Origin of the sequence: Burkholderia sp. S171 (assembly GCF_009766085.1) — a bacterium.
Lineage (GTDB): Bacteria > Pseudomonadota > Gammaproteobacteria > Burkholderiales > Burkholderiaceae > Caballeronia.
In genome coordinates this window covers 256,566-280,815 of sequence record NZ_LMUF01000030.1, presented here as the reverse complement: position 1 = coordinate 280,815, position 24,250 = coordinate 256,566, and the positions used below count along the sequence as shown (strand labels likewise).

22 protein-coding genes and 1 pseudogene are annotated in these 24,250 nt (G+C 58.9%); 10 read left to right on the top strand and 13 right to left on the bottom strand.

Annotation, left to right across the window (positions count from 1 at the left end; genetic code table 11):
* Positions 1 to 68: 68 nt before the first annotated feature.
* On the bottom strand, positions 69 to 1,292 hold the full coding sequence (locus tag GSQ93_RS15185; protein ID WP_158936494.1) for a Bcr/CflA family multidrug efflux MFS transporter: 1,224 nt from the start codon (positions 1,290 to 1,292) through the stop codon (positions 69 to 71).
* Between the two features lie 418 nt (positions 1,293 to 1,710).
* Here GSQ93_RS15185 and hemL point away from each other — a divergent pair, with 418 nt between their 5' ends.
* The 7 genes from hemL to GSQ93_RS15150 all read left to right on the top strand — a co-directional run bounded on the left by hemL (position 1,711) and on the right by GSQ93_RS15150 (position 10,327).
* Positions 1,711 to 2,994, top strand: a complete 1,284-nt coding sequence (hemL, locus tag GSQ93_RS15180; RefSeq protein ID WP_158936493.1) for a glutamate-1-semialdehyde 2,1-aminomutase — start codon at positions 1,711 to 1,713, stop codon at positions 2,992 to 2,994.
* 11 nt (positions 2,995 to 3,005) lie between these two features.
* On the top strand, positions 3,006 to 4,142 hold the full coding sequence (ribD, locus tag GSQ93_RS15175) for a bifunctional diaminohydroxyphosphoribosylaminopyrimidine deaminase/5-amino-6-(5-phosphoribosylamino)uracil reductase RibD (protein WP_158936492.1): 1,137 nt from the start codon (positions 3,006 to 3,008) through the stop codon (positions 4,140 to 4,142).
* Between the two features lie 40 nt (positions 4,143 to 4,182).
* Positions 4,183 to 4,824: a riboflavin synthase gene (locus tag GSQ93_RS15170; protein ID WP_158936491.1), complete on the top strand. Its 642-nt coding sequence runs from the start codon at positions 4,183 to 4,185 to the stop codon at positions 4,822 to 4,824.
* 1,682 nt (positions 4,825 to 6,506) lie between these two features.
* The gene (locus GSQ93_RS15165; protein ID WP_158936490.1) at positions 6,507 to 7,013 is read left to right on the top strand and encodes a hypothetical protein; all 507 of its coding nucleotides are present in this window, start codon (positions 6,507 to 6,509) and stop codon (positions 7,011 to 7,013) included.
* Positions 7,014 to 7,606: 593 nt separating this feature from the next.
* On the top strand, positions 7,607 to 8,212 hold the full coding sequence (locus GSQ93_RS15160) for a TadE/TadG family type IV pilus assembly protein (RefSeq protein WP_158936489.1): 606 nt from the start codon (positions 7,607 to 7,609) through the stop codon (positions 8,210 to 8,212).
* Positions 8,212 to 8,811, top strand: a complete 600-nt coding sequence (locus tag GSQ93_RS15155) for a TadE/TadG family type IV pilus assembly protein (RefSeq protein ID WP_158936488.1) — start codon at positions 8,212 to 8,214, stop codon at positions 8,809 to 8,811. Before GSQ93_RS15160 ends, GSQ93_RS15155 begins: the two co-directional genes overlap by 1 nt.
* A gap of 10 nt (positions 8,812 to 8,821) precedes the next feature.
* A complete protein-coding gene (locus GSQ93_RS15150) occupies positions 8,822 to 10,327 on the top strand; it encodes a TadE/TadG family type IV pilus assembly protein (RefSeq protein ID WP_158936487.1) in 1,506 nt (501 codons plus the stop codon).
* A 122-nt stretch (positions 10,328 to 10,449) separates the two neighbouring features.
* On the opposite strand, the pseudogene GSQ93_RS38090 reads toward GSQ93_RS15150, so the two are convergent.
* From GSQ93_RS38090 to GSQ93_RS15095, 12 genes and pseudogenes are all read right to left on the bottom strand, one after another.
* A pseudogene (locus GSQ93_RS38090) lies at positions 10,450 to 10,554 on the bottom strand (IS5/IS1182 family transposase); the annotation flags it as partial.
* 105 nt (positions 10,555 to 10,659) lie between these two features.
* Positions 10,660 to 11,259, bottom strand: coding sequence for an isoprenylcysteine carboxylmethyltransferase family protein (locus tag GSQ93_RS15145; RefSeq protein ID WP_254073879.1), 600 nt, complete (start codon positions 11,257 to 11,259; stop codon positions 10,660 to 10,662).
* 336 nt (positions 11,260 to 11,595) lie between these two features.
* Complete coding sequence (locus GSQ93_RS15140; RefSeq protein ID WP_158936485.1) at positions 11,596 to 12,501, bottom strand: tetratricopeptide repeat protein; 906 nt, start codon at positions 12,499 to 12,501, stop codon at positions 11,596 to 11,598.
* On the bottom strand, positions 12,498 to 13,460 hold the full coding sequence (locus tag GSQ93_RS15135; RefSeq protein ID WP_158936484.1) for a type II secretion system F family protein: 963 nt from the start codon (positions 13,458 to 13,460) through the stop codon (positions 12,498 to 12,500). Before GSQ93_RS15135 ends, GSQ93_RS15140 begins: the two co-directional genes overlap by 4 nt.
* Positions 13,457 to 14,437 carry a type II secretion system F family protein gene (locus GSQ93_RS15130; protein WP_158936483.1) on the bottom strand — a complete coding sequence of 327 codons (981 nt, stop codon included), beginning with the start codon at positions 14,435 to 14,437 and terminating at the stop codon, positions 13,457 to 13,459. The genes GSQ93_RS15135 and GSQ93_RS15130 overlap by 4 nt, the downstream gene beginning before the upstream one ends.
* Complete coding sequence (locus GSQ93_RS15125) at positions 14,434 to 15,849, bottom strand: CpaF family protein (protein ID WP_158936482.1); 1,416 nt, start codon at positions 15,847 to 15,849, stop codon at positions 14,434 to 14,436. The genes GSQ93_RS15130 and GSQ93_RS15125 overlap by 4 nt, the downstream gene beginning before the upstream one ends.
* The gene (locus tag GSQ93_RS15120) at positions 15,849 to 17,069 is read right to left on the bottom strand and encodes a pilus assembly protein CpaE (RefSeq protein WP_158936481.1); all 1,221 of its coding nucleotides are present in this window, start codon (positions 17,067 to 17,069) and stop codon (positions 15,849 to 15,851) included. The genes GSQ93_RS15125 and GSQ93_RS15120 overlap by 1 nt, the downstream gene beginning before the upstream one ends.
* Before the next feature lie 26 nt (positions 17,070 to 17,095).
* The gene (locus GSQ93_RS15115) at positions 17,096 to 17,470 is read right to left on the bottom strand and encodes a CpaD family pilus assembly lipoprotein (protein ID WP_158936480.1); all 375 of its coding nucleotides are present in this window, start codon (positions 17,468 to 17,470) and stop codon (positions 17,096 to 17,098) included.
* A gap of 10 nt (positions 17,471 to 17,480) precedes the next feature.
* Positions 17,481 to 18,935, bottom strand: coding sequence for a type II and III secretion system protein family protein (locus GSQ93_RS15110; RefSeq protein ID WP_158936479.1), 1,455 nt, complete (start codon positions 18,933 to 18,935; stop codon positions 17,481 to 17,483).
* A 46-nt stretch (positions 18,936 to 18,981) separates the two neighbouring features.
* Entirely contained in the window at positions 18,982 to 19,950 is a 969-nt protein-coding gene (gene cpaB, locus GSQ93_RS15105; protein ID WP_158936478.1) for a Flp pilus assembly protein CpaB, read from the bottom strand.
* A gap of 12 nt (positions 19,951 to 19,962) precedes the next feature.
* Positions 19,963 to 20,472, bottom strand: a complete 510-nt coding sequence (locus GSQ93_RS15100) for a prepilin peptidase (protein ID WP_158936477.1) — start codon at positions 20,470 to 20,472, stop codon at positions 19,963 to 19,965.
* 67 nt (positions 20,473 to 20,539) lie between these two features.
* Positions 20,540 to 20,719 (bottom strand): Flp family type IVb pilin, encoded by a 180-nt coding sequence (locus GSQ93_RS15095; protein ID WP_158936476.1) that lies wholly within the window; start codon positions 20,717 to 20,719, stop codon positions 20,540 to 20,542.
* Positions 20,720 to 21,329: 610 nt separating this feature from the next.
* On the opposite strand from GSQ93_RS15095, the gene GSQ93_RS15090 reads away from it, so the two are divergent.
* The 3 genes from GSQ93_RS15090 (at position 21,330) to GSQ93_RS15080 (ending at position 24,137) form a co-directional block, all read left to right on the top strand.
* Positions 21,330 to 22,310, top strand: coding sequence for an ABC transporter substrate-binding protein (locus GSQ93_RS15090; RefSeq protein ID WP_158936475.1), 981 nt, complete (start codon positions 21,330 to 21,332; stop codon positions 22,308 to 22,310).
* A 94-nt stretch (positions 22,311 to 22,404) separates the two neighbouring features.
* A complete protein-coding gene (locus GSQ93_RS15085; protein ID WP_158936474.1) occupies positions 22,405 to 23,379 on the top strand; it encodes a ribose ABC transporter in 975 nt (324 codons plus the stop codon).
* Complete coding sequence (locus tag GSQ93_RS15080; RefSeq protein ID WP_158936473.1) at positions 23,376 to 24,137, top strand: ATP-binding cassette domain-containing protein; 762 nt, start codon at positions 23,376 to 23,378, stop codon at positions 24,135 to 24,137. The genes GSQ93_RS15085 and GSQ93_RS15080 overlap by 4 nt, the downstream gene beginning before the upstream one ends.
* Positions 24,138 to 24,250: the final 113 nt, after the last annotated feature.

The window sequence follows — 24,250 nt, the reverse complement described above, 5'->3', positions numbered from 1 at the left end:
CTGACATGGCAACGCGCTCGGTTTCTCGCAAGCGGCTGTTCAGACTAGCGCGAGAGTGCGCCCAACAATCATCCTGCGCGAGCAGCGCGCACCGGCGTGCCATGCCAACGCAGCACCAGCGTTCGGCCGACGAACGTCAGCACGCCCGTCACCCCGATCACGATCCCCATGCCCTGCGGTGTGCCATCGTGGAACATCCCGACCGCAACGCTCGCCAGCGCGCCGAGCGCCAGTTGCACCGCGCCGAACACCGCGGCAGCTGCCCCTGCGTTGTGCGGGTATCGATGCATCAGGTCCGTCGTGCAGTTAGCCGATAACAACCCCACGACGCCGACTACGAAAAACAGGCAGCCGACGATCGACCACAAGCCGCCAAACCCCGTGATACACACGAACGCCGTCGCCAACGCCGCGATCACGCTGACAAACGAAGCTATCGAAATCAGTTTCAGCGATCCCAGCGTCCCGACCAGGCGCGTGTTCACCACGTTCCAGCTAATGATGCCGATAATGTTCAGCCCAAAGAAAAACCCGTAGTGCTGCGGCTTCACATGAAAGTAGTCGATATACACAAACGGCGTCGCGGTGATGTACGCGAACATCGACGCGAACGCCATGCCGCCGCATAGCGTGTGGCCCCACGTGACGGGATCGGTGAGAAGACGGCCGTACGCAGCAAACGAGCGCCCAAGAGCTGAAGTCGCGCGCTTCTCGCGCGGCCACGTTTCCGGCACGCGCAAATACGTGGTTACCGCGCACAGCGTGCCGAACAGCGTGAGCGTGACAAACACCGCGCGCCAGCCTCCCAGCAGCAGCAACTGCCCGCCTATCAGCGGCGCGAGCAACGGCCCAATCGACGTGACAATGGCGAGCATCGACAACACACGGGCCGCGTCCGACGGCGCGTGGGCATCGCGTGCAATCGCCCGCGCCAGCACCGACGCCGAACCTGCACCCAGCGCCTGCAGAAAGCGCAGCATAACCAGCGAATCGATGGAAAACGACAGCGCGCACCCCACGCTAGCCAGCGTGTACAACACGATGCCGCCAAGCAGCACTGGCCGGCGGCCGTAGGCGTCGGAAAGCGGGCCGTACACGAGCATGCCGAGCGAAAAGCCCAGCATGAAACTGGTCAGCGTGATCTGCGCGGCGGCGGCGGTCGTGCCGAACGAGGCGGCGAGCGCCGGCAGGCTCGGCAGATACATATCGATGGAAAGCGGGCCGCACGCCGCCAGCGCGCCGAGCAACAGGATCAGTCGGCGATCGGAACGGCGCTTGATGATTTCGGGCATGAGAGGCGAAAGGAGGCTTGAGGAAAAAGGCGCGGTTTTCGGGACGGGCGAATGACGAACGACAAAAGGCGAAACGACCCCGAAGCGACCCGAGACAAACACGATACGAATGCAAAAAACCTCGCAAGGGCCACGTCCGGCGTGCAAGCGAACGGCTTAAACAGAGCCTTAAAACAGTCTGCATTGTACGCGCCCTGCTTTCAGAAGCTTCACGGCCGTCTTTTTGGAATGCGGCACCGGGGCGGAGCGTCGCGGGCCGAAGCCAAGCGACTCCGGTACAATTTCATCTTGATTTCCTGCAGCCGCGAGCAACGCGCGGACCACGCCAGATCCGATCCCAGCGTCGATCCAGGCTTGAAACGAAGCCAGCGGCCGCAGCCCTCTTCAGCCGAACCCGTCATTCAGTGCAGGCCCCGTCATGTCCAGAAATGAAGCTCTCTTCGAACGCGCCCAGAAAACCATTCCGGGCGGTGTGAACTCGCCGGTACGCGCGTTTCGCTCGGTCGGCGGCACGCCGCGGTTTATCGAACGCGCGCAAGGTCCGTATTTCTGGGATGCCGACGGCAAGCAGTACATCGATTACATCGGTTCATGGGGACCGATGATCCTCGGTCACGTTCATCCCGAGGTGCTCGAAGCCGTGCAGCGCGTGCTCGCGAACGGGTTTTCGTTCGGTGCGCCGACCGAGTCCGAAATCGCGATCGCGGAAGAGATCTGCAAGCTGGTGCCGTCGATAGAACAGGTACGCATGGTGTCGAGCGGCACTGAGGCGACCATGAGCGCGCTGCGCCTCGCGCGTGGATTCACGAAGCGCGACCGGATCATCAAGTTCGAAGGGTGCTATCACGGTCACGCTGACAGCCTGCTCGTGAAAGCGGGATCGGGTTTGCTGACGTTCGGCAATCCCACTTCCGCCGGCGTTCCCGCCGATATTGCCAAGCACACGACCGTGCTCGAATACAACAACGTCGAACAGCTTAACGAAGCGTTTGCCGCGTTTGGTGCGGAAATCGCGTCGATTATCGTGGAGCCGGTGGCCGGCAACATGAATCTCGTGAAAGCCACGCCCGAGTTCCTGCAAGCGCTGCGCGCACGTTGCGACGAGTACGGCTCAGTGCTGATTTTCGATGAAGTGATGTGCGGTTTTCGCGTGGCGCTCGGCGGCGCGCAGCAGGTCTACGGCATCACGGCAGACCTGACCTGCCTGGGCAAGGTGATCGGCGGTGGCATGCCGGCGGCAGCGTTCGGCGGTCGCCGGGACATCATGGCGCATCTCGCGCCGCTCGGCGGTGTGTATCAGGCGGGCACGTTGTCGGGAAATCCTATCGCGGTCGCGGCAGGATTGAAAACGCTGCAACTGATTCAGGCGCCGGGGTTCTACGACACGCTCACGAAGCAGACGCGTCGTCTCGCCGATGGCCTCGCGGCCGTTGCAAAAGAAGCGAAGGTGCCCTTCTCGGCGGATGCTATCGGCGGCATGTTCGGCCTGTATTTCGCCGAACGGGTCCCGGCGAGCTTCGCCGAAGTCACGCAAGGCGACACGAAAGGCTTCAACGCGTTCTTTCACGCCATGCTCGATGCCGGCGTGTACTTCGCGCCATCGGCATATGAGGCGGGATTTGTATCGATCGCCCATGACGATGCCGTCATCGACGCAACGCTCGATGCCGCCCGCGGCGCGTTCGCCCGTCTCGCCGCTTAAGCGCCGCCGCCATGTTCTCGCAGACCGATTTCTCGCACATGGAGCGCGCGCTGGCGCTGGCCGCACGCGGCATGTACACGACGACGCCGAATCCGCGCGTCGGCTGCGTGCTGGTGAAGGACGGCGATGTGATCGGCGAAGGTTTCACGCAACCCGCCGGTCAGGATCACGCCGAAGTTCGCGCGTTGAAAGACGCACGGGCGCGGGGCCACGATCCGCGCGGCGCAACGGCTTACGTCACGCTCGAACCATGCAGCCATTTCGGCCGCACGCCGCCGTGCGTGCATGCGTTGATCGACGCGCGGGTCGCGAAGGTGATCGCCGCAATGGAAGATCCGAATCCGGCGGTGTCCGGGCGCGGCCTGGCGATTCTCCGCGATGCAGGCATTGATGTGCGCTGCGGCCTGCTGGCCAACGAAGCATATGAGATGAACATCGGCTTTGTGTCGCGCATGACGCGCCGCCGTCCGTGGGTACGCATGAAGGTTGCGGCTACGCTGGATGGACGCACGGGTTTGCCGACCGGCGAAAGCCAGTGGATCACCGGCGAAGCGGCGCGTGCCGACGGTCACGCATGGCGTGCTCGCGCGTGCGCGATCCTGACGGGCATTGGCACGGTGAAGGAGGACGATCCGCAACTGACCGTGCGCGCCATCGACACGCCGCGTCAGCCCCAACGCGTGCTGATTGATAGCCGGCTGGACGTGTCGCTGACGGCGCGGATACTGGAAGGCGCGCCGCCGTGGGTGTTTTGCGGCGCTGAGCCAGACCCCGCGAAAGCTGATGCGCTGCGAGAACGCGGCATCGAATTCACGCCGTTGACGAACGAGCACGGCAAGGTCGATTTGCCCGCCATGCTGGGTGTCCTCGCTGATCGCGGCATTAACGAATTGCACGTGGAAGCGGGCCACAAGCTCAATGGCTCGCTGCTGCGCGAGGGTTGCGTCGACGAATTGCTGATCTATCTCGCGCCGAGTTTGCTGGGCAACGCGCCGGGCATGTTCGATTTCACGCCGCCCGATACACTCAATGCCCGGCCGCATTTGCGGTTTCATCGGATCGACCGGCTGGGTGACGACCTCCGGATTCTGGCGCGCTTCGCGGTGGTGAAAACCGATGCGCCTACAGACGCAAAACCGATTATTTAACGCACAACGCACAACACGCACAACCTAAGGAAGCTCGACGATGTTCACAGGAATTGTCGCGGCAGTCGGCCGCATTGAAGCGGTTACGCCGTTGGATTCAGCCTCGGATGCCGATACCGGCGTGCGCCTCACGGTGGCGTCCGGCGGCCTGGATCTCGCGGATGTCGAGCTTGGTGACAGCATCTCGATCCAGGGCGCGTGCATGACCGTGATCGAGAAGTCGGCGGCGACGTTTGACGTCGATGTGTCGCGCGAGAGCCTTAACAAGACCGCAGGCTTGTCCGAACCCGGCGATGTGAACCTGGAAAAAGCGCTGCGCGCGCATGATCGGCTGGGCGGGCATCTGGTGTCGGGGCATGTGGATGGTCTGGGTGAAGTGACGCATTTCGCACCGGTCGGCGAGTCACATGAACTGCGGATTCTCGCGTCGCGCGATATCGGCAAGTATTTGGCTTATAAGGGTTCCGTGACGGTGAACGGCGTGAGCCTGACGGTGAATACCGTGAACGACCGGCCCGATGGCTGCGAGTTTTCGATCAACCTCATTCCGCATACGGTGGAAGTGACGACATTGCGGCATTTGTTGGCCGGCGCGAAGGTCAATCTGGAAATCGATTTGATCGCGCGGTATGTGGAGCGGATTCTCAGCACGTCCCAAGACGGCCATAACCCGTTGAAATAAACAGCGTTGTCAAAAACTCGTCTCACTGCATCAAGCTAAATCTACGTTTTGATGACGGTATGCTTGACGGTCTACCGTTTTTCTCTCCACTAAGAATACCGTCACGCCTCTGCAGCAATGCCCCCAAGGCAACCGACCCGACTGGTTGCCGCGCTAGCATTGGGATCGGCGGCTCTCGCCGGAGATCATGGGAAGCGGAGAATTCGCGACTTTTTGCCGATCTTCTGCGTACAGCGCACGACATTGAAAAGCTGTAAGTCGCACGTCATCCTAGCTATCCGTCACGTCGCCGGCCGCACCGTACCCATATGCGCACCGTACCCATATGATTAGCAAGTTAGTTAAGAGAGCACAGCCTGAAAAGCGATCCCGACTCATTTCATGGCGAGGCTCTGTCGCAGCCCTCGAAGAAATCCGAATTCTGCGAATACTCCGGACGCGACAACGGTCCAGTGGACACATAGACGTGCCCTATCTGCGAAATGCGGATCGGACTGAAGTCGGTCAAATTTCTAACGCTCGAAACAACGTGCTGAACGCCCTTAGGGTCCGCTAAACGTTGGTCTGCGTCTGACACCGGTCGACCCGTTTCAGCCCTTCAATCCCCCAGGAATTCAACGGCCGCTTGCAAGATAAAGCGGGAGGCCAATCATCGACAGCAGCGTTCTAACGTCCGTAGCGCTAGTAGGACCACGCGTCCCCACGCGCACCGGCATCTCAAGTCCGACCCCATTTTGCCGATATTTCGGTGGGAATATCGTATTCTACGAAGCAGGAATATTAATCGAGGAATAAAATCAATAAAAAAACGAAAAAATTTCAATGATTCTACGCAATCCCGCAATCAGTCGGCGAGCCTAAAAGAAAATTTTCGTGATTTATTTAAACGAGGAATCATCTCCATTTCTTACTCGGCATACTGCTAATTTTTATTCCAGCTGGTTGGCGGTTCGTTTATTTCTTTACTGGAATTCTATTAGCGCTTATTTTTTCTCTCGTGAGGATTTTGCAAATTTTAAGCCCGGCAAGATTTACGTTTACCAAGATCCGGGATGCCGCGCTGGGCGGGCATGAAAGCCTCAATCGTCATCAACAACTGTATATCAATGTCGTCCTGTGCATCCATTTTTAATATATGCATATCTATTAGACGTCAGGATATTATTCACCACGGAATGTAAGATGCCATCCGACTATCACGAGGCATCGCTAGGTGATGAGATTTATATTTTGGCGACCAAGCAGCCGACTGGAGTGAAATTTGAACTTCCGAGGAAATGTGTTCTTTAGCCAAACTTGGTAGCCGATCAAAATAAGTCGCGGAAGCGAGCTTATCGGAAGAGACGTTTTTCGCGCGAATGGACCTTCTGGCGTTCACGATACGGCGGTGATCAACGGCCGTTCATGGCCGGCTTGTGCTTGGTTTGTGCTCGGTACTTGTTGCCCAACCCGATCCATTACGGGCGGGCAATGCCCCGGCAGCGGACATCTGCAGATTCGCAGGTGCAGGCAGCCGCAAGTCAGGTCGCCCCGCAAGTCTTCATACTTAGCAACGCTTAAGCGTCTTCCGGCCAATTATTTCGACGGTTATCTAAAATACTAAAGAAAATATGATATCGACCGTTAATACAGTCTTCGACAACCGCGGTTCAAGACGGACCGTTCAACTCACGGCATTCCCCATGAAGAACAAAAGTCTGGCCTGCGTTCTCGGATTCACATGCGTATTACTCGCGGGATGCCTTACAACTGTCCCTAAGATTGACGCGCAGCATTCTGCTAGCGTTCAGACGGGACAGTTGATTTCTGACGGTATACAAGCGCCGAAGATCGATGCCAATGGGAATTTGGTGACGCCGTGGGTACGCAATTCGATGATGTCAGCGTTCTACCTGAGAGCAGCCCACCTCGGGATCAAGATTAATCCGAACGGGGTTCCGGTAACTATCCAGATCACAAGCGTCAGAAGCAGATCCGAAACCGCTCGCGTATTCTTAAATTTCTTCGACGGCGCGGATCATCTTAGCGGCGTCGTCAGGGTGGGCGATGCCAGTTTCGCAATCGAAGAAGACACTTGGCTAGATTGGGTGATTACCGGCTTTCGTTCGATGGAACAAGTTTCGAATGCGGTTGGCGAGCAGGCAGCGAATGGAATCGCGTTAGTCGCCGGACTGCCGATCAGTGATTGACCTCGCCTGGGACGTCATCGTATTGATTACGGCGCGGTAGTTTCACGCGCCTCAGGATGCAATCGTCGCCTATGTTGTCGGCAATCTCGGAGGAATGGCCGAAACCGGCCGATAGCGCCAGTTCATCTGAGCGCTGAGCAGCCATCAAAAGTAAGCCGCTCAGAAGGCCTCGTGCGAACAACCTGTCAAGAACGGATGTTCGATGTTTGCCCTGCCTTTGTAGGCGTTTTTGCCTATCTCTGAATCCTGCGATTCGACCTAACCGGCTGTCCAGACTTTCGCGGCCACCGCTGACGCCATGCGCGACGGCCTAAAGCAAATCAGATCCCCTGCCGTTATCCCAAGTGAGGATGATTAAAAATCCCAACACACTTGGCGTCAGACGCATCTCGACTTTTGATCTCCAAAAGACGCGACTGAAGAACGGCCCGTCGATTCAGCGAGCAAGCGCTCAAATGCTCGGGTCCATTGAGTACCGCCTGACACAGATGATTTACTGAACTCAGGGTTCGCGGCATATGAAAAAACGCACGCATAACGAGTGCGCACGCTCAATATTGAAGGCAGCGCTGTCCAGGCTCGTTCGCGCAACCGTGCCAAAAAAATGCATCAGTTTCGGACGCCGTTTCGTCGCCGCGTTTTGTCACACGCGGCGCAAAGAAACGTCGCGCGCGAAGGTCACCGTCAAGCCGTTGGCGAGACTCTGGTCCGAGGACGGCGGTGTGGCCGCACTCGAGTATGTATTCGTGTTCCCGCTTCTCCTCGCGGTCATGATTGGGACATTCCAGTTTGGCCTGATGTTCACGAGGCAATCGCTCATGGACAACGCGGCACGCGACGCCGCCCGGTTGATCCGTATTGGAACGCTCACCGGGGCGTCCGGCGCGTACTCCAGCAATCTCGTCACTGCAGTCTGCAACGACCTGACCGTGAGCGGCTACAGCCTCGTTCCGTCGTGCACCGCGACGATCCAGATCTATGTCGCGGCGGGAAGCTCCGGGACGCCAGCTGGCGTTGGTTTTACGACACTGACCGTCGCGAACGTCAACAATGGCGTCATGACCCAGACCAAGGCGTCATTGTCGCCAAAGTACGACGTCATCCTGCAAGTCGGCTACAACATGCCATGGGTTGCGTCTTTCCTTTCCGGAAACGCAATGCTGATGTCAACCCTCGCCTTTCAGACGGAGCCTTATTAATGCTGCCCGGGCTTTGTCGATTTCTAAAAAACGCGCGTGGTGTTGCCACGTTGGAATTTGTGTTTGTCCTGCCGCTCATGACAGCGCTCCTGTTCGGTATCTACGAGCTTGGGCAGTTCGTCAGGGTGAACATGCAGTTGGCCAACGCAGCTACATCCATGGCCGACCTGATATCGCAGCAAACCAATGGCGTAACGAGTGGAACAACCGGCGTGCTGGGCAATTTCTGCCAGGCAGGCAAGTTAATGATGACGCCCTTTCCAACCGGGGCGGCGACCGGTGCTGGCAATTTCTCGGTGGCGATGGCGAGCGTGACCAACTACACGAGCAGCGGCGTAACTGTCGATTGGGAGAGCGATCACTCGTGCACCGCTGCGGCGACAACCTTGGGCAACACGGCCCAAACGCTCGCTACGACGCCGACCAACCTGTTGCCGAATGCCGGCGCGCCCGGCGACAGCGTGATCATCGTCAAGGCGACCTATCAGTACAGTTCGGTGATCCAGTACCTGATCCCGTCGAGTTTCACGCTGACTCAGACGGCGTTTGCACGGCCTCGCAACAACCTGTCGATTGCGTGCACCGCACCCTGTTCCTGAGGATTCCCGCATGCCGCCGTCAATGAAGCCCCAGTTCTTGCGCACGCTATCCCGTCTCATCGCGGATGAGACGGGCGCTATCGCCATGACGTTTGCATTGCTGCTCGTCCCAATGATGCTGATTGTGGGAGGCGCTGTCGATTATGCACGCATGATTCAATACCGCGCGAGCCTGCAGAATGCAGTCGATCAGGCCGCAATCGCGGGCGCCGCAGTCTTCTCGGTTCCTGGTCAGAGCGCCTTAGCAACTCAGGTCGCAACTAATTACTTCAATCGCACGATCCTGCCGTCGAGCATTTCGATTACAGCGCCAACCGTCTCGACAAACAGCAATGGCACGATCAATCCTGCGCTTGGCAGTTCTGCGGCCTACACCGTCACCGTGAGCGCCACCGCGAAGGTTTCCACAACGCTGTTGTCGCTGCTCATCCCCTCGGCCACCATCACGGCGACGGCAACCGCCGGAGATCCGGTCGTCACAGCGAACCTGACGCTTGGCCATGTCAACTCGCGGGCGTGCGACGGAAATTCGGTTTATCTGTACAAGGTGCCGTTGAATGCGAGCGGCAACGGCTACGATTATTCGTCGTTGCCGGCCTGGACGACACCAGGGGGCCTCCCCACCAACAACTACTACATGATTGGCAGCAGCTTTCAGTCTGTTCCAGCCGGCCAGGTCATGCCCTCCTTTAGCGCCAACCAGCCGCTGGGCGTGGCACTGGTGAACATAACAAACGGCAACACCCTTGGAAATACGAATTGCGGGGTGGGGGTCACAGGAGCGAACTCGTATGGCGCGCCGAATCAGAACACGCAGAAGTTTTATTCGTCGCTTCTTCTGAACAACCAGTCGCCCAGCGAACAAGCCAACTCCTCGTACACAATTACGGTGAACTCGACCAACAGCCGGGGGGGTTCTTCAATCACAAGTGTCTATAACGGATTGACACTCGTGCCGCCCCCCACGCAGTCATCCTATAACACCCTCTCGGCTTACCTCGGCATCAATGCGCCCGGCTCAGGCTACTCCAACTGCACGTCCACATCATCTACGGCGGGATCGAACACTACGACCGTCTATACCTGCACCACCCAGTATCTGACGACGAAGACATCGACCACACCGAACTGCTCGCTGTACGTGCAAACCGGGGTGACGCAAAGCTACGTCAACGCTCTGTCCAACTCTAGTACTGCACCGGCAGCCGCGCTTTCCAACTGTTTTTCCACTTCGGGTGGCGGAGCGGCCTATGCGGCGCCAAGCTGTTCCCAAATGTCGGCACTGTCGAACAGCTCTTCAGGTATTGCTCCCGCGGTAGTTTTTTGGTGGGACGACGCTGGGGGGGTGGGGCCAGGCGAGCAATACTACAGCCCGTCAAGTCACTGCTCGGCCACAAGCGCGAACGGTCCCGGTTACGGTGAAGACTGCCAGTACAAGAATAACTTCTTCCCGGCGACATGTACTACGAGCGGCGGCAGTGGCTCGGGCTATACGGAAGTCGTGTTGACGCAATAGATGAAGGCTGCGAAACACACCCATCGCTTGTGGGAGAAAATGGATGGGTGTAACTGTCTCATTTTCTCCGGCGGGTTCACGACTCTACTGTCTTGACTAGGTTACGGCCCGTGGTTAGCGTAACGCTTCGTTTTACGATGCAAACGTGGCCGCACCACTACCTTGGATTGAGTGACACGAATCGTTTGCGCGAATGCTGCTGCGTCGTATCCCTGGTCCGAAATAATCGGCTTTACGCGAGGATGCCCAAGCGATTCCTTTGCTCGAAAGATAGCGACAACCTGACCGGCAGAATGCTTGCTTGACTGCCGAACGCGCTATGCGTGGCCCCTTCAAAATACCCCAGGTATCAATCGATACCGCACGCGTGCAGCGTACTCCTGATATTTTTCATCCTTAACCAGGATTCTTTCTTCTCGCGCGATGCGGAAGATCTGTAACGCCCAAAGAATCAAAAGCACGGCGAGATTGCGCACGCCAAAGTTAGCCGAAAGAAACCCGGCCTGATTGACGAAATACCCGAGGTAAATCGGATGCCGCGCAAAACGATAAGGTCCGCTTACAACGACGCCGCGATTCGCTGGCAAAATTCCGAACGAGCGGCGCAATGATATCTTGGCGTAGAGCTGAATCATTACTCCCGCGATCTGCAGACCGGCCGCAACTGATTCGGAAATCAGGTGAATCCCGGGATCGAGACGGAACGCTACGAAATAGAAGCTGGCGCAGGTGGAAACCACCACGGTTACAGGGTTCCAGTCACGCTCACGCGGCACGCGCGTGCAGATAGCAAGCCCAAGCGTCAGCAGTTCAGAAAACGCCAGTAGCAGCAACGTGTACCGTGAAGGATCTTTGTGAAACTGATAGATCGTCGACGAGATGAACATCGACAACATCAGGACTGCAAGCAGTCGCATCACGATCTCGCCCACTAGCTGATCGCGGGTCATGAGTACGCCCTTCCATTTCGGAGGTTGGGTGAAATCCTCGGAAACAACGGGTTGACCGGGTTGACCCGTGAACACTGGAATTTTCGATTTCATGATTCGGTTTCGTCAGAGTGCGGATCTGCTATGGATGTAGGCCGGTTCGGCCAGGCGCTTCATGGGTTCACAAACTTATTCGCGGACACCGCGCACGGTATCGATCCGTCGGCAAAATCCGGCGTGGACCCTCTCAGCGCTATCTATTCAAGAATCCTTATCTTTTGCCTTGCATAAGCATCGGTATAAATCGCCTGCTTCACGAACGCTTCGTTGTGCGCCCGGTTAGCGCAAGCTTGCGGCCTGTATGGACTGCGCCGGTACTGCCGTGACCTTGGACGATGAAGCGGATGACACCGGCTGCTGCAAAAGGCGTTGGCGCTGGATCTCGTAATAGCGCAGATTGTCCTGCACTGATGCCTTGGGCAAGTCCCGCCCGAGAATTTCGGCTGCTGCTTCCGTATTACCGAGAAGGCCATAGGCCAGGGCGAGATCCTGGCGGGCCTGGGGCGGCGCTTGCGGGTAGCGGGTGACGTCGAGCAGGACGTTTGCGCCGTCACGGGGATTGCCTCCGAGGATCAGCGACAAACCGAGGTTCGAGCTCAGTACAGGATCGCCCGGATTGACCTTGAGCGCTTCGCGCAAAGCGATCTGCGCGCCCGCGTGGTCCCCGCTTAAGTCGAGTGCGGCACCCAGGCCCGCCGACGCCAGCGGGTCACCCGGCGCGAGTGTGAGGACGCGCTGATAGGAGGAGATCGCGTCATTGAAACGGCGCTGATGGATCGCCACTCGCGCAAGTCCGATGAGCGGTGCGATGTTAGCCGGATCGATCAGGCTGGCGCGCTGATAATAAACGCCTGCACGCGTGAAATCGCCGACGGCGTACAGGGTGTTGCCGAGTCCGGTCAGGCCTGCCACCGAGTGCGGATCGGCCTGTACTATCCGGTCGTATATGGTCGTTGCAACTTCCATGTTGCCCGAGTCCAGAGCCGTGTCGGCAATGCGCAGTTCACTCATGCTGCTCGGCGAGGAATTGCGCGTGACCGGTTGCGTATTGGCCGTGCGTTGGGCGGTCGTGGTGCAGGCGACGGTCGTGCCGAGAATCATCGCGCCGAGAACGGCCCGGTAAAGGCAGCGTGCAGCCGATCCAGCGACCAGGCGGCGAGTGAATGAGTAGTGGTTTCTTTTCATTGCTTTGAAATGAGGTCGAGAAGCTGGATAACCGCAGGACCGGCCGCAATCAACACTACCGCCGGAAGAATAAATAACATCATCGGAACGACCATCTTCGGGGCAAGCTTGGCGGCCTTCTCCTCTAGCGAAACAATGTGAGCAAGGCGTTCCGTACGCGAAAGCGTGCGTAGCGCTTGCGTGATCGGGGTACCGTAGCGCATGGACTGTATGAGCGTGGAGATCAGCGCGCGGATAGAAGGCAAGTCGATTCGTTCGGCTAGCCCCTGAAGTGAACGAGTGCTATCACCGGAGAGCTTGAGTTCGTCGGCCGTAAGCGAAAATTCGTCGGCAAGCGGTGGGCAAATAGCCTTGAGCTCGTCAGCGACGCGCCGGATACTCACGCCCAGGCTGTTGCCTGCATTCGTGCAAATCACCAGCAGATCAAGCGCGTCGGGTAGGCATCCGGCCATCTGTTTGCGGCGGCGTGATGCCCGAAACCCGACCACGTACTCTGGAACGACCATGCCAACGATGAACGCCATCAACATCGCTGAGCCGCGCACGGCCGGGTATTGCCCGATCATCGGAATATTCGATCCCAGCATCACAGTGAGCCCGGCACTCGTCAATCCGACGACAAACTTCACTGCGAGCAGCACGGATACCGCACGGCCGCTGCGATAGCCGCTACGTGCCATTTCCTTTTTAAGCTTGAGCCGGTATTTAGCGTCGAATAGCGGGAGCCTGTCGCCGATGTTTCCAAGCCGCTGCAAGAGCTGCGCGCGCCACCCGCCATATTCCTCAGCCTCCTCCGTCAGAACGCTTTCCGTTCGCTGCGTAAGCGCGACCTCGCGCGCGCGATCAGCAATCCTTCCACGCCGGCCGCCTCGCTTGGTCAACCACCAGATCGCAAGTCCGGCGAAGAGCGCGGACAGCATCAGTAGATTAATGAGCGTTTCGATGTACTCCTGCTTCATCGCGAGGCATCCAGTTTGGACATCTTGGTAACGACGACAATGCCTATGACGACTGAAACGACTGCGTAGGTAAACAACTTCTGACCGCCGGGGGTGCCGAAGAGTACAGGGAGGTACGTCTTGTCGAGTGAAGCCATCGCCAGCATGATGACCAGCGGGATCGCCGTAAGAATCTTCGTCGTAATACGCGCTTCACCTGTCAGGGCCCGCGACTTCTGGCGAATTTCGCGGCGCGATCGCACGATAGTGGCGAGATTTTCGAGCGTCTCGCCGAGTTGGCCACCCGTTTCACGTTGTAGTACCAGGCACACGCAGAAGAAAGAGAAATCCGCGATTTCGATGCGCCGCACCGCCACCGCGAGGACTGCCTCGAGATCCAGCCCGATCTGAAGCGAATCACTCATCAGCTTGAACTCTTGACGCAATGGTTCCTGAAGCTCTTCCACGGCTGAGCCGATGACATGTGTCACCGGCACGCCAGCGCGAACTGCGCGTACGAGCAGGTCAATCAAATCTGGGAAACCATCGAGAAAACGCTCTCGAAAGCGGTTCACCAGAAAGCTGTAGGCACGCACGCCTAGTAGAACCGGCAGCCCGATCACCAGCAGTGGCGTGGCGAAACGCGGAAGTGGCATGAACTTCGTCATGAGAACCGCAACCAGTTCGCCAGCAATCGTTGCCGCGATAACGATACGCAGCCCGTTCGCCCCCGCGACCGTGCGAAGACGTGCGAGTTTCGGGCCGAACCAGCGGCTGATCGCATTGTCTTCGTTGCTGACCCTAAAGAGGTCCGCGTCGACCTGCTCGCTGACCTTCGTTGCCAGGCGGTGCCCCTGCGACGAGAATGCATTCGCCATGCGCGCGTGAATCTGCGCTTCGGGCCGCTTGCTGCGAAGATCCTGCACGGTCAGATACATCACGCCGAGCACGATCACACCTGCAAAAGACGCGAAGGTGACAAGGTCGACGATGCTCATATCTTCATTGCCTCCATCAGGGCCTCCTCGAGGCCGTAGTACGCCGCACGAGCGGCAAACGCCGGACGCACCGAGGCACACTCGAACACACCCTTTACTTCCTCGCTATACGCGCTCGCGTCGTAGCGGAAGGTGAACAGGTCCTGCGTGATGATGATTTCGCCTTCCATACCGACAAGCTCAGTGATGCGTGTGATACGGCGCATGCCGTCACGCATCCGTTCGATCTGCACGATCAGGTGCACGGCGCTCGCGATCTGGCGGCGAATGGAAAGCAAAGGAAGATTGCCGTTCGCCATCATGACCATACTCTCCAGGCGAGTAATGCCGTCGCGCGGCGTGTTCGCGTGAATCGTCGTCATTGAGCCGTCGTGGCCCGTGTTCATTGCCTGGAGCACGTCGAAGGCTTCCGCTCCACGGGTCTCACCAAGGATGATGCGGTCCGGGCGCATTCGCAAAGCGTTGCGCACGAGGTCGCGTTGCGCGACGGCCCCAAGTCCCTCGGAGTTCTCTGGGCGTGTTTCGAGACTCACTACATGAGGCTGCACAAGTTGCAGTTCTGCTGCGTCTTCGATCGTGACGGTGCGCTCGCCGAGGTCGATGAAGTGTGAGAGCGCGTTGAGCAGTGTCGTCTTTCCTGAACCCGTACCGCCCGACACAATAATGTTGAGCCGGCAGGTGCTCGCAAGTTTTAGCACGTTCGCCATTGCTTGCGACAGGTTTCCCTGCTGCGCCATTCGGTGCAGGGTGATGTTGCGCTTGGAGAATTTACGAATTGAGATTACCGCGCCGTGAATCGCGAGTGGCGGCAACACGACGTTGACGCGGCTACCGTCGGCGAGTCGGGCGTCTACCATCGGACTGCTTTCGTCCACGCGCCGCCCGACGCCCGCTGCAATCCTTTGTGCCACGTTGACCACGTGGGTGTTGTCGCGGAATTTGTAGGGAGTTAATTCCAGTCGGCCATGTCGTTCCACGTAGACTTGATCGGGCCCGTTCACGAGCACGTCGGTGACAGTTTCGTCGGCGAGTAGCGGTTCGATCGGGCCAAGGCCAAACATATCGTTCAGCAGGTCGCCGACTATCTGCACCTGCTCCGAGATCGTGATGTTCAGGCGTTCGCGTTCAGCGATATCCAGCACGAACTGTTCGACGCTGAGCTTCATTTGCTCGCGTGTCTTGCCGACAACGGCAGACGCGTTCATCGACGCGAACACGCCATTGCGAATGATCCGGAAGAGGTCAGAGCGCACGAGCATCTCGTTGCCCGCCGACGTGGAAGCGTGTGGCACAGCCGCTAATGCGGTCGCGACAGGGCTTACTGGATCGAGCACCGCGAGCCCGGGGGCATCTGCGGCGGCTCCGTGTGCCGCTTCATCAACTATGGGCGCGCCCTTCTTTTGTCCGAACATCAGCTTCTCCTTAACCTGAGCTTCTGGAAGAACGTGCGCTCTGCGCTGGAGTGCTGGCCGGTCAGGTCACTGCCGATGCGCGTGATTATCTGGTTGAAACCATTGGCCGCTTTTTCCTTGGGCGTCTCGCCCAGGTTCGCTGCGATCGTCACCGCTTTTGCTTCGTAGGGAATTTCGTGCAGTACGGAGCGTCCGACCGCCGACATAAAGTCGGTCGACTCGACCTTGCCCGTTGCCGAGGAAGTCATGTTGTTGAGTAAGATCGACGTGGTGGGATTATTTTCGCGGTCTTCAATGAAGCGTAGACGGCGGATTGTCTCGCGAGTCGAGTGAACCGAGCGATCGGCGACCAGGTACGCGCGCGACGCGTGGTCGAATGCTTCGCCTGCAAGCGGGTCTGCCAGGTCACCGGCGTCGAGGATCACGTAATGGAAGTTGTCGCAGAGAAGTGCCAGCACGGGCGCGAGCGAGCCGTCCGCGAACGACCGCGGGGCGCCGTAGTCGAGTTCTGCTGAGAGCACGAAGAGGCGCGAGCCCTTGGCGACCAGAGTGCGCTCGACGTACTGCGGGTCGAGACGGTGCACATTCTGCAATACGTCCGAGAGACCGTTGTTACTCTGGATGCCAAGCATGCTGTTGGCGGCGCCGCCATACAGGTTCAGGTCGACGTAGGCGATCCGGCGGTGTGTGTCTTCAGCCAGATGGCGCGCCACGTTGAGGGCGATCGTCGTTACGCCAACCCCGCCACGCGAGCCCGTAAACACGACCGTCTTGCCGGCGCGCAGACGCTTGACCTGGCTTACCTTGCCGTCGGACACATTGAGCGTCCGCCTGATCAACTCCACCGTGAGCGGCTTCACAAGATAGTCTCGGACACCGATTTGCAGCAGGGCACGGAACAGGCCGACGTCGTTGCGTTCGCCAAGCGCTACCACTTGCACGGACGGCTCGCACACTTCGGCCAAGCGACCGAGATCGGAAAGTGGCATCACGGAGTCGTGCAAGTCTACGAGCAGGAATAGCGGGGAGCGGTCGAGCTTTGCCAGATAGGCGATGGCCTCGTTCACTCCGCCAATCGCGATGTACGTGTGCGGCATGGCCTGTTCAAGAACGTAGCTCTTGAGCACCTGCTCTGTCTTCTTGTCTATGACAAAGGCGATGAAATCGGCGCTGCGGGTACTGGCCTTGCCCTTCGAAACATTGGACTCAGTCGTGCTCATGGTGTGCTCCCATTAGAGTGCGCGTGTCACTTGCCATCTGAGGTCGTGGCTTTATCGGTAGGAATTGGTTTGGCGGTTTCATAGCGACGGACTGCGTCGGCGGCGACCGCGGCGTTAGCAGGTCCAATCGCCTGCGGTGCGACTATGTCCTTTGGGTGCGCGATCTGCGCGGCGAGATTCGTATAGGTGGCGCAACCCCATTCCATGCTGGGACGGTGCCAACCCGCATCGGTTAGGACCGCCGGGCGCGAAAGGCTCGCGCAGTCGGGCGGCACGACCGAATGCCCATCAAATTTGAGAATCGATGCGTCGGGCATGTCGCGCGGAGGCTTAAAGCAACCACTGAGGCCAACTCCGAAAGTACAGGCCAGGACGACCGTGAGGAGACGTGTAGATTTCATGGCATTGTGCTCAATAAACGTATCCGGCCGCGCCGACCAGACGCGGTTGTCCGGTCGTCGACACTGTGTCGCCGGCCTGATGGCTGAAGCTGTATTCGACGTCGTTACTGGGTGAAACAAGTGATTCGAGCGGCGTGCGCAGCTTCGCCGGATCGGTCGGTTCCACGAGATACGGTGTCACCATGATGACTAGTTCAGTCTTGTTGTTCTGGTAGTTGGTCGACTGGAACAGCTTGCCGAGGATTGGGATCGAGCCTACGCCCGGGACCTGGGAGATCAGGTCGTTCGTGGTGCTCTGCAGAAGGCCGGCAATCGCGAAGCTCTGGCCACTGCCCAGTTCAACCGTTGTGTCCGCGCGGCGCAGGCTCAGACCCGGCACCGTGACGCCCCCGGTCGTAACGCTTACCGACGTATCGATCTCGCTCACTTCCGGACGCACCTTGAGGCTGATGCGGTTGTCGGCGAGCACGGTCGGCGTGAAGTCGAGTTTCACGCCGAACTGCTTGAATTCGACTGAAATCGCACCATTGACCTGCGATATGGGAATTGGGAATTCACCGCCAGCGATAAAGCTAGCGGTCTGGCCGGAAAGCGCTACGAGGTTTGGCTCAGCGAGTACGGTAAGGAGTCCCTCCTGGTTCAACGCGTCGACGAGTGCCTGGATATTAGTGTTGCCAGTCTTGAACTGGCCGAAGATCGAATACGCATTGTTGGTTGGAAGATTCACCGGATACGGGTTACTGCCCCCGTTCACTACCGTCTGGTTCAGGTTGTAGATCGCGCGACCGCTGTAGATGCCGCCGAAGAAATTTCCGGCTGCATTGCCGAGCGACTGCCAGTTAATGCCTAGCTGTTGCGTGACATTGCGGTCGACTTCGGTGATCCGCACGCGCAGTTGCACCTGCAGCGGCCGATCGATCGTCATGCGGTTGATCAGCACTTCCTTGTCGGACAGATAGGGCGTGACTGCCTGTACGACCGCGTCGGCATCAGTGGCGGTGGAAGCCTGGCCGGACAGTTGCAGCGAGCCTTGGCCGCCCGTGATCTGCACGTTCAGGTTCGGAAACCGTGCGGCAATCATTGCGCGCAGCGCACCCATGTCACGGGCAACAGAAACAGTACGCTGCAGGAGCGTCTTGTTGTTCGGGCCGAGCACGTAGAGCGTAGTAGTGCCGCTTTTTTTGCCGAGCACAAATACTGCTCGTGGCGAGGGCACGTGCACGTCGGCCACCGCCGGGTCAGCGATGAACACCGACGTCGCATCCTCATTGAGCCGCACCAGTACACCCGCGCCCGCATTGATTTCAAGCGGACCCGTTGGGTTGGCAGGCGGCATCTGCTGCGACGGATCGACGGCACGAGGCAACACGGCTCGAGCAGGCGCTGCGAGTATCGGAGCCGTACACGCCAGCGCGCTGGCGAGAACTAAAGCTCCCTGGAGAATCGAACTGAACCGCATTTTCATGACACTTTCCTGATGAATGGACAGGTCCACCGGCTTTCTCACGGCATCAATGCGCCGGGGCAAGCGGCGGCAGCGGAGGTGCGCCGTATGCCGCGCCACCATTTCCCTGTGCGACGGTCGCCGCCGGATCGCTTGTATCGGAACCTCGATAAATGATCACGGCACGCGGCGCGGCCGGCGCAGATGGCGCGTTCATCGCGTTCACCTGCTGGGTGTGCGACTTAGGCAATTCACGCACCGCGCGGGAGATGTCTCCCGCCCAAACGGGCGCTGCCTGCGAGGCGGCCGCTATCGGATCTGCAGTAGTCGTATCAGGATCACGCCTGGCGGTTGCAAAGCTGCGCAGCGCAAGCGACAGGCTGCCGAGGCGTGCCGCCACCGAGACCACCTCCCCCATGCGCGGTGTCACTTCGAGCGTAACCGTGCGGGCGCGACTGTTCGCATCTGGAGCATCACTCGTCTTGGGACGGCTGATTTCCGAGCCGACAGCAAGCACGCGCACTTGCTGGACAACCGTCTCGCTCGATACTGCGAGGTCCGGAGAATCCGTGCGCCGGTCCATTTGCTGGGTCAGCAGCAGATCGACGTAGTCGCCCGGCTGGATCAGGCCCGCATTGCCGGACACGTCATCGACAGCCACCGAGACCGCCCGCATCCCGGGCTTGAGCGTCGCGGCAAGGAAGCCAGGAGAGTTAGGCAGGATGACGTCGTCGGCGAAAAGCACGGTGCCGCTTACCGCCGCATGACGCAGCAGCGCACCTTTCAGTTCGACGCTGTTGGGGGTGGCGGCGACGATCGCATTAGGCGGCACGTCAGCCGCTGGAATGTTCTTCCAGCTGAGGTCGTCGTCGCGCAATAGGAGGCCTTGCGGAAGGTCAGCAGCGCTGACTCGCACCTTTTGCGTCGTGACCGTGGGTGCCGACTGGTGAGAAGCGCTCGCAATGACCGTGCGCACAATCAATGCAATTAGCATCGCGCCTACCAGCAGCACCGAAATTTTAATGATTTTCGACATACGGGCGCCGTCCTATCGCGTCAGAATCAAAGGCAGCAAGGCGGGCAAGATGATGACAGTGCCTCCGCCTGCAGCAAGCGCCACGCCGTAAGGCACGCCGCGCTCGCTCGAAAACATGGCGAGTGCTCGCATTGGTGCCAAGCGGTGATGCCGGTCCATGTTTCGTGTGGCAAGACTGATCAGGGATACAACTGTCCCGATCACAGAAATAAGAGTTAAGGCAGGCCACGAAAGGTGCAGGCCAGCCCACAAGAAAATCATCGCTGCCAGCTTGGCATCGCCGCCACCGAGCATCTTCGCGGCAAACAGACCGGCGCAGACGAGAAAGACCACCAGGGCCATGGCGAAATGCACCATCAACTCTCCGAGCGAGATGTGGACGATGAATGCATCAGCGAAAAAGAGAACACCGACTACGAGCACGAGTTTTGTCGGCAGGCGTCGCGAACGAACGTCGATCACCGCAAGCCATAACAGAACGCAGAGTACGGCGAGGCGAATGGCGAGAGACACTAGCTGCATGATGGTCGGCCAAAGGAACGGGACGGGCGGGAATTCGAACGGGGTCCGAATTCCGGAACTTCAACGATCAGGTAGCCGAAGCAGCCGTGATCTTCGTAAACAGTGCTGTGAACAGGCCTTGGAGGCTGCCGGAGAACGTAGTACCAACGGCGGTCAGAGCGACTACGACGATCCCGGCCATGATTGCGTATTCCAATGCACTGACGCCACGCTCATTGCGAACAAACGCGTTCAGAAATGTGTACATTTTGGTCATCCCTCTAGCGATAAAGTAAGGTGGTTACAAGTAACGACTCGCTTTTTTAAAGTCGCAGGCCGTACCAACGATCCCTGTATTGCGGCACTTTCTTTTGCCGACGGAGCGTGGGTACATCTTTTAACGGCGAAAGAAAAGTAATCTTTAGCAATTCAAAATAAAAATCCCGAGCTAGGTAATATCACTCATAGAGAGGTTTTATTTAGTCAAACGCTTATGTGTCGCCACGCGTTAAAACTCTTTACCAAATCTAACGAACGCCTTGCATGGGTCGTAGTTGGCTCCGGATTTATTCGTGCTAATTGCGGTGCCATGGGCGTAGCAGCGCCGCATGAGATGGGCCGCTGCGCCTGCATTGAGCGCATCGACGAATTGAGCGCGCAACGAGCCGATCGCCGTGCGCATAGTCGAAAATTTTCGCGAACCCACTAAACACCACACCGCTAAACGGGCTACCGGTTGACACGCAATCTGGCGCTGTCATTCCAATGGTCACTGACACCGCTCGCGCCTATACTGCCGAACAACCGATAGCCGTCGCCAAGAAGCGTGCAAAACAAGTCGGGCGTCGCCAAGTCGGACTCAACTGGAGGAAGACAAAATGAAGCGTTTCGTTTCCCGCTGTATCGTCGCTGCCTCAACGATCATCGCTTGTTCGCTGTCGGGACTTGCACACGCGGATGCTGCTCATCCGGTGGTTGCACTTCTGCCCGGCGTAGTTGATCCGTTCTACTTCACAATGCATCGCGGTGCGCAACGAGCCGCCAAGGAAGAGAAAGTCGAGTTGCTGTTCCAGGTTCCCAAAGAATGGAATACCAGCGAGCAAGTGCCAATCCTCAAGGCGTTTATCGCCAAACATCCTGACGTACTCCTGATTTCACCCGTCGATAAGCAACAGCTCATTGGACCGCTGAAAGAAGCTGCGGACGCCGGCATCAAGGTCATTACCGTCGACACCTACATTGGCGATGGACATTATCAGACCGGCAAGGGCAATGCGGATTTCCCGCTTTCGTATATTGCGTCAGACAATCTCGAAGGCGGCCGAGTCGCGGCACGCGCGCTTGCCAAAGCCATCGGCGACAAGGGCACGGTCTATTGCGAGAACAACAAGCCAGGCATCTCGAGCACGGACGCGCGCGCTGAAGGCTTCGCAGAGGAGATGAAGAAGCACCCGAACATCACCGTGCTGCAAACGCTGTACAACGAGGACGATGCTAACCAGGCCGCGGCTCACGTAGCGGCGGTATTGGCGCGCAATCCGGATCTCGCCGGCGTGTTCGGCGCCAACACCTTCTCCGGCAGCGGTGCGGCGCAAGGCGTCAAGGCGGCGGGCAAACAAGGCGTGGTCAAGGTGGTCGTATTCGATGCGGTGCCAGGCATCGACAAGCAAATCAAGAGCGGCCTGGTCGATATCGCGATTGCACAGCGCCCGGACGAAATCGGCTATTACGGCGTCAAATACGCCGCCGATGTCATTCACGGCAAGAAGATTCCCACCCTCAAGAGCACGGGTTTCGAGGTTCTCGATAAAGACAATATCGACAAACCCGACATGCAGAAATACATCTATTCGAACTAGCCCAAGCAGAGTGGCTTAAATCATAGACGCATAGATCGTCTCCTCCGCGTGCGTCGCCGCGCACGCGGGTCTTCCTCCTATTGCGGATAATTTCATGGATAACTCGCGTCTCGACAAGATCGCGCTGATTACCAAGCTATGGCCGTGGCTGTTCCTCGCCGCCCTGCTCGCCTTTTTCGAGGTGTATGCGCAGATCTCGGCTCATCGGTCGTTTCTTTTTAACGCCTACAACCTGCAATCGATTGGCCTTGCCGCCGCCGCTCCGCTACTGCTGGCCATCGGCCAGACCTTCGTGATCATCACGGCCGGCATCGATCTGTCCGCGGGATTCGTGATGGGACTCGCGGCCGTTTGCGTTGCACAGTTCACGCTGTTCGGCAGCGGCTCGCCGTGGATCCTGATCGTGTCGCTCCCGCTCACGGTTGTGGTTTGCCTGATCCCCGGGTTAGTCAACGGCGTGCTGATCGCGTGGCTTGGCGTGCCGGCTTTTATCGGCACGCTCGGCATGTACGGCGTGGCGCGCGGTGCAGGCTTTCTCGCGGCCGGCAGCGGCATGACGGTCTCGGTGGACAACGTGGGGCTCGCCTGGCTCGGCGCCGGTTGGAGGCCGGTGGTGCTGACCGGGGTGCTGCTCGTGATCATGCATCTGTTGTTATCGAAGACACGCTTTGGCCAGTACACCTACGCGATCGGCGGCAATCCGCAGTCGGCGGTGCGGGCCGGCATCAACGTCAAACGCCACCTGCTCGTGGTGTACCTGATCGCCGCCGCGTTCGCCGCGGTCGGCGGGATCATCTATACCGCGCGTTTTGCCGCAGGCGCCGCCAACGCCGGTGAGCCGATGCTGCTCGATTCGATCGCCGCCGTGGTGATCGGTGGCGCAAGCCTGTTCGGCGGGACCGGCAATGTTGTGGGGACGCTGATCGGCGCGCTGATCATCGCTGTGATCCAGTTCGGACTGGTGTTCGTCGATGTCAACGCGTTCTGGCAATTCATCGTGGTGGGCATCGTCATTATCCTGTCGGTGCTGATCGATCAATACAAGGATCGTCTCGGAGGCGCCCAATGACCACGCCGATCCTTGAGGTGCGCGACGTCTCGATCCGCTTTGGCGGCGTGGAGGCGCTCAAGCACGTGTCGTTGCAGTTGCTGCCGGGCGAAGTGCTCGCGCTCGCCGGCGACAACGGTGCGGGCAAGTCGACGTTGATCAAGATCATTTCAGGTGTCTACCGCGCCGATCAAGGGGAACTGCTGTTCGATGGCGCGCCGTTGCAATTGCGCGATCCGCAGGACGCGCGCGCCCGCGGGATCGAGACGATCTATCAGGATCTGGCGCTGGCGGACAACCTGGACGTGGGCAGCAATATCTTCCTGGGACGCGAACCGCTACGCCGGCAACTGGGCTTTCAGGTCATCGACCGGCCGCGCATGGCGCAAGTCGCACGCGAAGTGCTGAAGCGCCTCGACATCGTGATTCCCGAGCGCAAGCTCGGTGGTCCGGTGAAGATGCTCTCGGGCGGACAGCGGCAGGCCATTGCAATTGGCCGTGCCATTTACTGGAACGCCCGAGTGCTCATCATGGACGAGCCCACCGCCGCGCTGGGCGTGCCCGAGCAGCGCAAGGTCATGGAGTTGATTACGGCGTTGAAGGCCGAGGGTGTCTCCGTGCTCCTGATCTCGCACAACCTGCACGACATCTTTGCAATCGCCGATCGCATTGTCGTGCTGCGGCGCGGCGAGGTAGCCGGCGAGCGGCAGGTCCAGCAAACCAACGGGGATGAAATCGTGCACCTGATGGTCGGCGATACCTACGTGAGCCCCGGATAGGCGCGAACGGCGGCCTTCACGTCTAGCCAATACCCAGCCGGATGGCCAACGCCAGCCCAAAACCGGCAAAACCAGCGCGTTGACATCGGCGGTGGCGTAAAATACGCCCTTTC

Excerpts from the sequence above, each read along its gene's own strand:
- GSQ93_RS15100 (WP_158936477.1), bottom strand. The coding sequence starts at position 20,472 with ATGCAGCTAGTGTCTCTCGCCATTCGCCTCGCCGTACTCTGCGTTCTG.
- GSQ93_RS15080 (WP_158936473.1), top strand. The coding sequence starts at position 23,376 with ATGACCACGCCGATCCTTGAGGTGCGCGACGTCTCGATCCGCTTTGGC.
- GSQ93_RS15135 (WP_158936484.1), bottom strand. The coding sequence starts at position 13,460 with ATGAAGCAGGAGTACATCGAAACGCTCATTAATCTACTGATGCTGTCC.
- GSQ93_RS15085 (WP_158936474.1), top strand. The coding sequence starts at position 22,405 with ATGGATAACTCGCGTCTCGACAAGATCGCGCTGATTACCAAGCTATGG.
- GSQ93_RS15140 (WP_158936485.1), bottom strand. The coding sequence starts at position 12,501 with ATGAAAAGAAACCACTACTCATTCACTCGCCGCCTGGTCGCTGGATCG.
- cpaB (WP_158936478.1), bottom strand. The coding sequence starts at position 19,950 with ATGTCGAAAATCATTAAAATTTCGGTGCTGCTGGTAGGCGCGATGCTA.
- GSQ93_RS15130 (WP_158936483.1), bottom strand. The coding sequence starts at position 14,437 with ATGAGCATCGTCGACCTTGTCACCTTCGCGTCTTTTGCAGGTGTGATC.
- ribD (WP_158936492.1), top strand. The coding sequence starts at position 3,006 with ATGTTCTCGCAGACCGATTTCTCGCACATGGAGCGCGCGCTGGCGCTG.
- GSQ93_RS15185 (WP_158936494.1), bottom strand. The coding sequence starts at position 1,292 with ATGCCCGAAATCATCAAGCGCCGTTCCGATCGCCGACTGATCCTGTTG.
- hemL (WP_158936493.1), top strand. The coding sequence starts at position 1,711 with ATGTCCAGAAATGAAGCTCTCTTCGAACGCGCCCAGAAAACCATTCCG.
- GSQ93_RS15170 (WP_158936491.1), top strand. The coding sequence starts at position 4,183 with ATGTTCACAGGAATTGTCGCGGCAGTCGGCCGCATTGAAGCGGTTACG.
- GSQ93_RS15155 (WP_158936488.1), top strand. The coding sequence starts at position 8,212 with ATGCTGCCCGGGCTTTGTCGATTTCTAAAAAACGCGCGTGGTGTTGCC.
- GSQ93_RS15110 (WP_158936479.1), bottom strand. The coding sequence starts at position 18,935 with ATGAAAATGCGGTTCAGTTCGATTCTCCAGGGAGCTTTAGTTCTCGCC.
- GSQ93_RS15125 (WP_158936482.1), bottom strand. The coding sequence starts at position 15,849 with ATGTTCGGACAAAAGAAGGGCGCGCCCATAGTTGATGAAGCGGCACAC.
- GSQ93_RS15150 (WP_158936487.1), top strand. The coding sequence starts at position 8,822 with ATGCCGCCGTCAATGAAGCCCCAGTTCTTGCGCACGCTATCCCGTCTC.
- GSQ93_RS15120 (WP_158936481.1), bottom strand. The coding sequence starts at position 17,069 with ATGAGCACGACTGAGTCCAATGTTTCGAAGGGCAAGGCCAGTACCCGC.
- GSQ93_RS15115 (WP_158936480.1), bottom strand. The coding sequence starts at position 17,470 with ATGAAATCTACACGTCTCCTCACGGTCGTCCTGGCCTGTACTTTCGGA.
- GSQ93_RS15090 (WP_158936475.1), top strand. The coding sequence starts at position 21,330 with ATGAAGCGTTTCGTTTCCCGCTGTATCGTCGCTGCCTCAACGATCATC.
- GSQ93_RS15165 (WP_158936490.1), top strand. The coding sequence starts at position 6,507 with ATGAAGAACAAAAGTCTGGCCTGCGTTCTCGGATTCACATGCGTATTA.
- GSQ93_RS15095 (WP_158936476.1), bottom strand. The coding sequence starts at position 20,719 with ATGTACACATTTCTGAACGCGTTTGTTCGCAATGAGCGTGGCGTCAGT.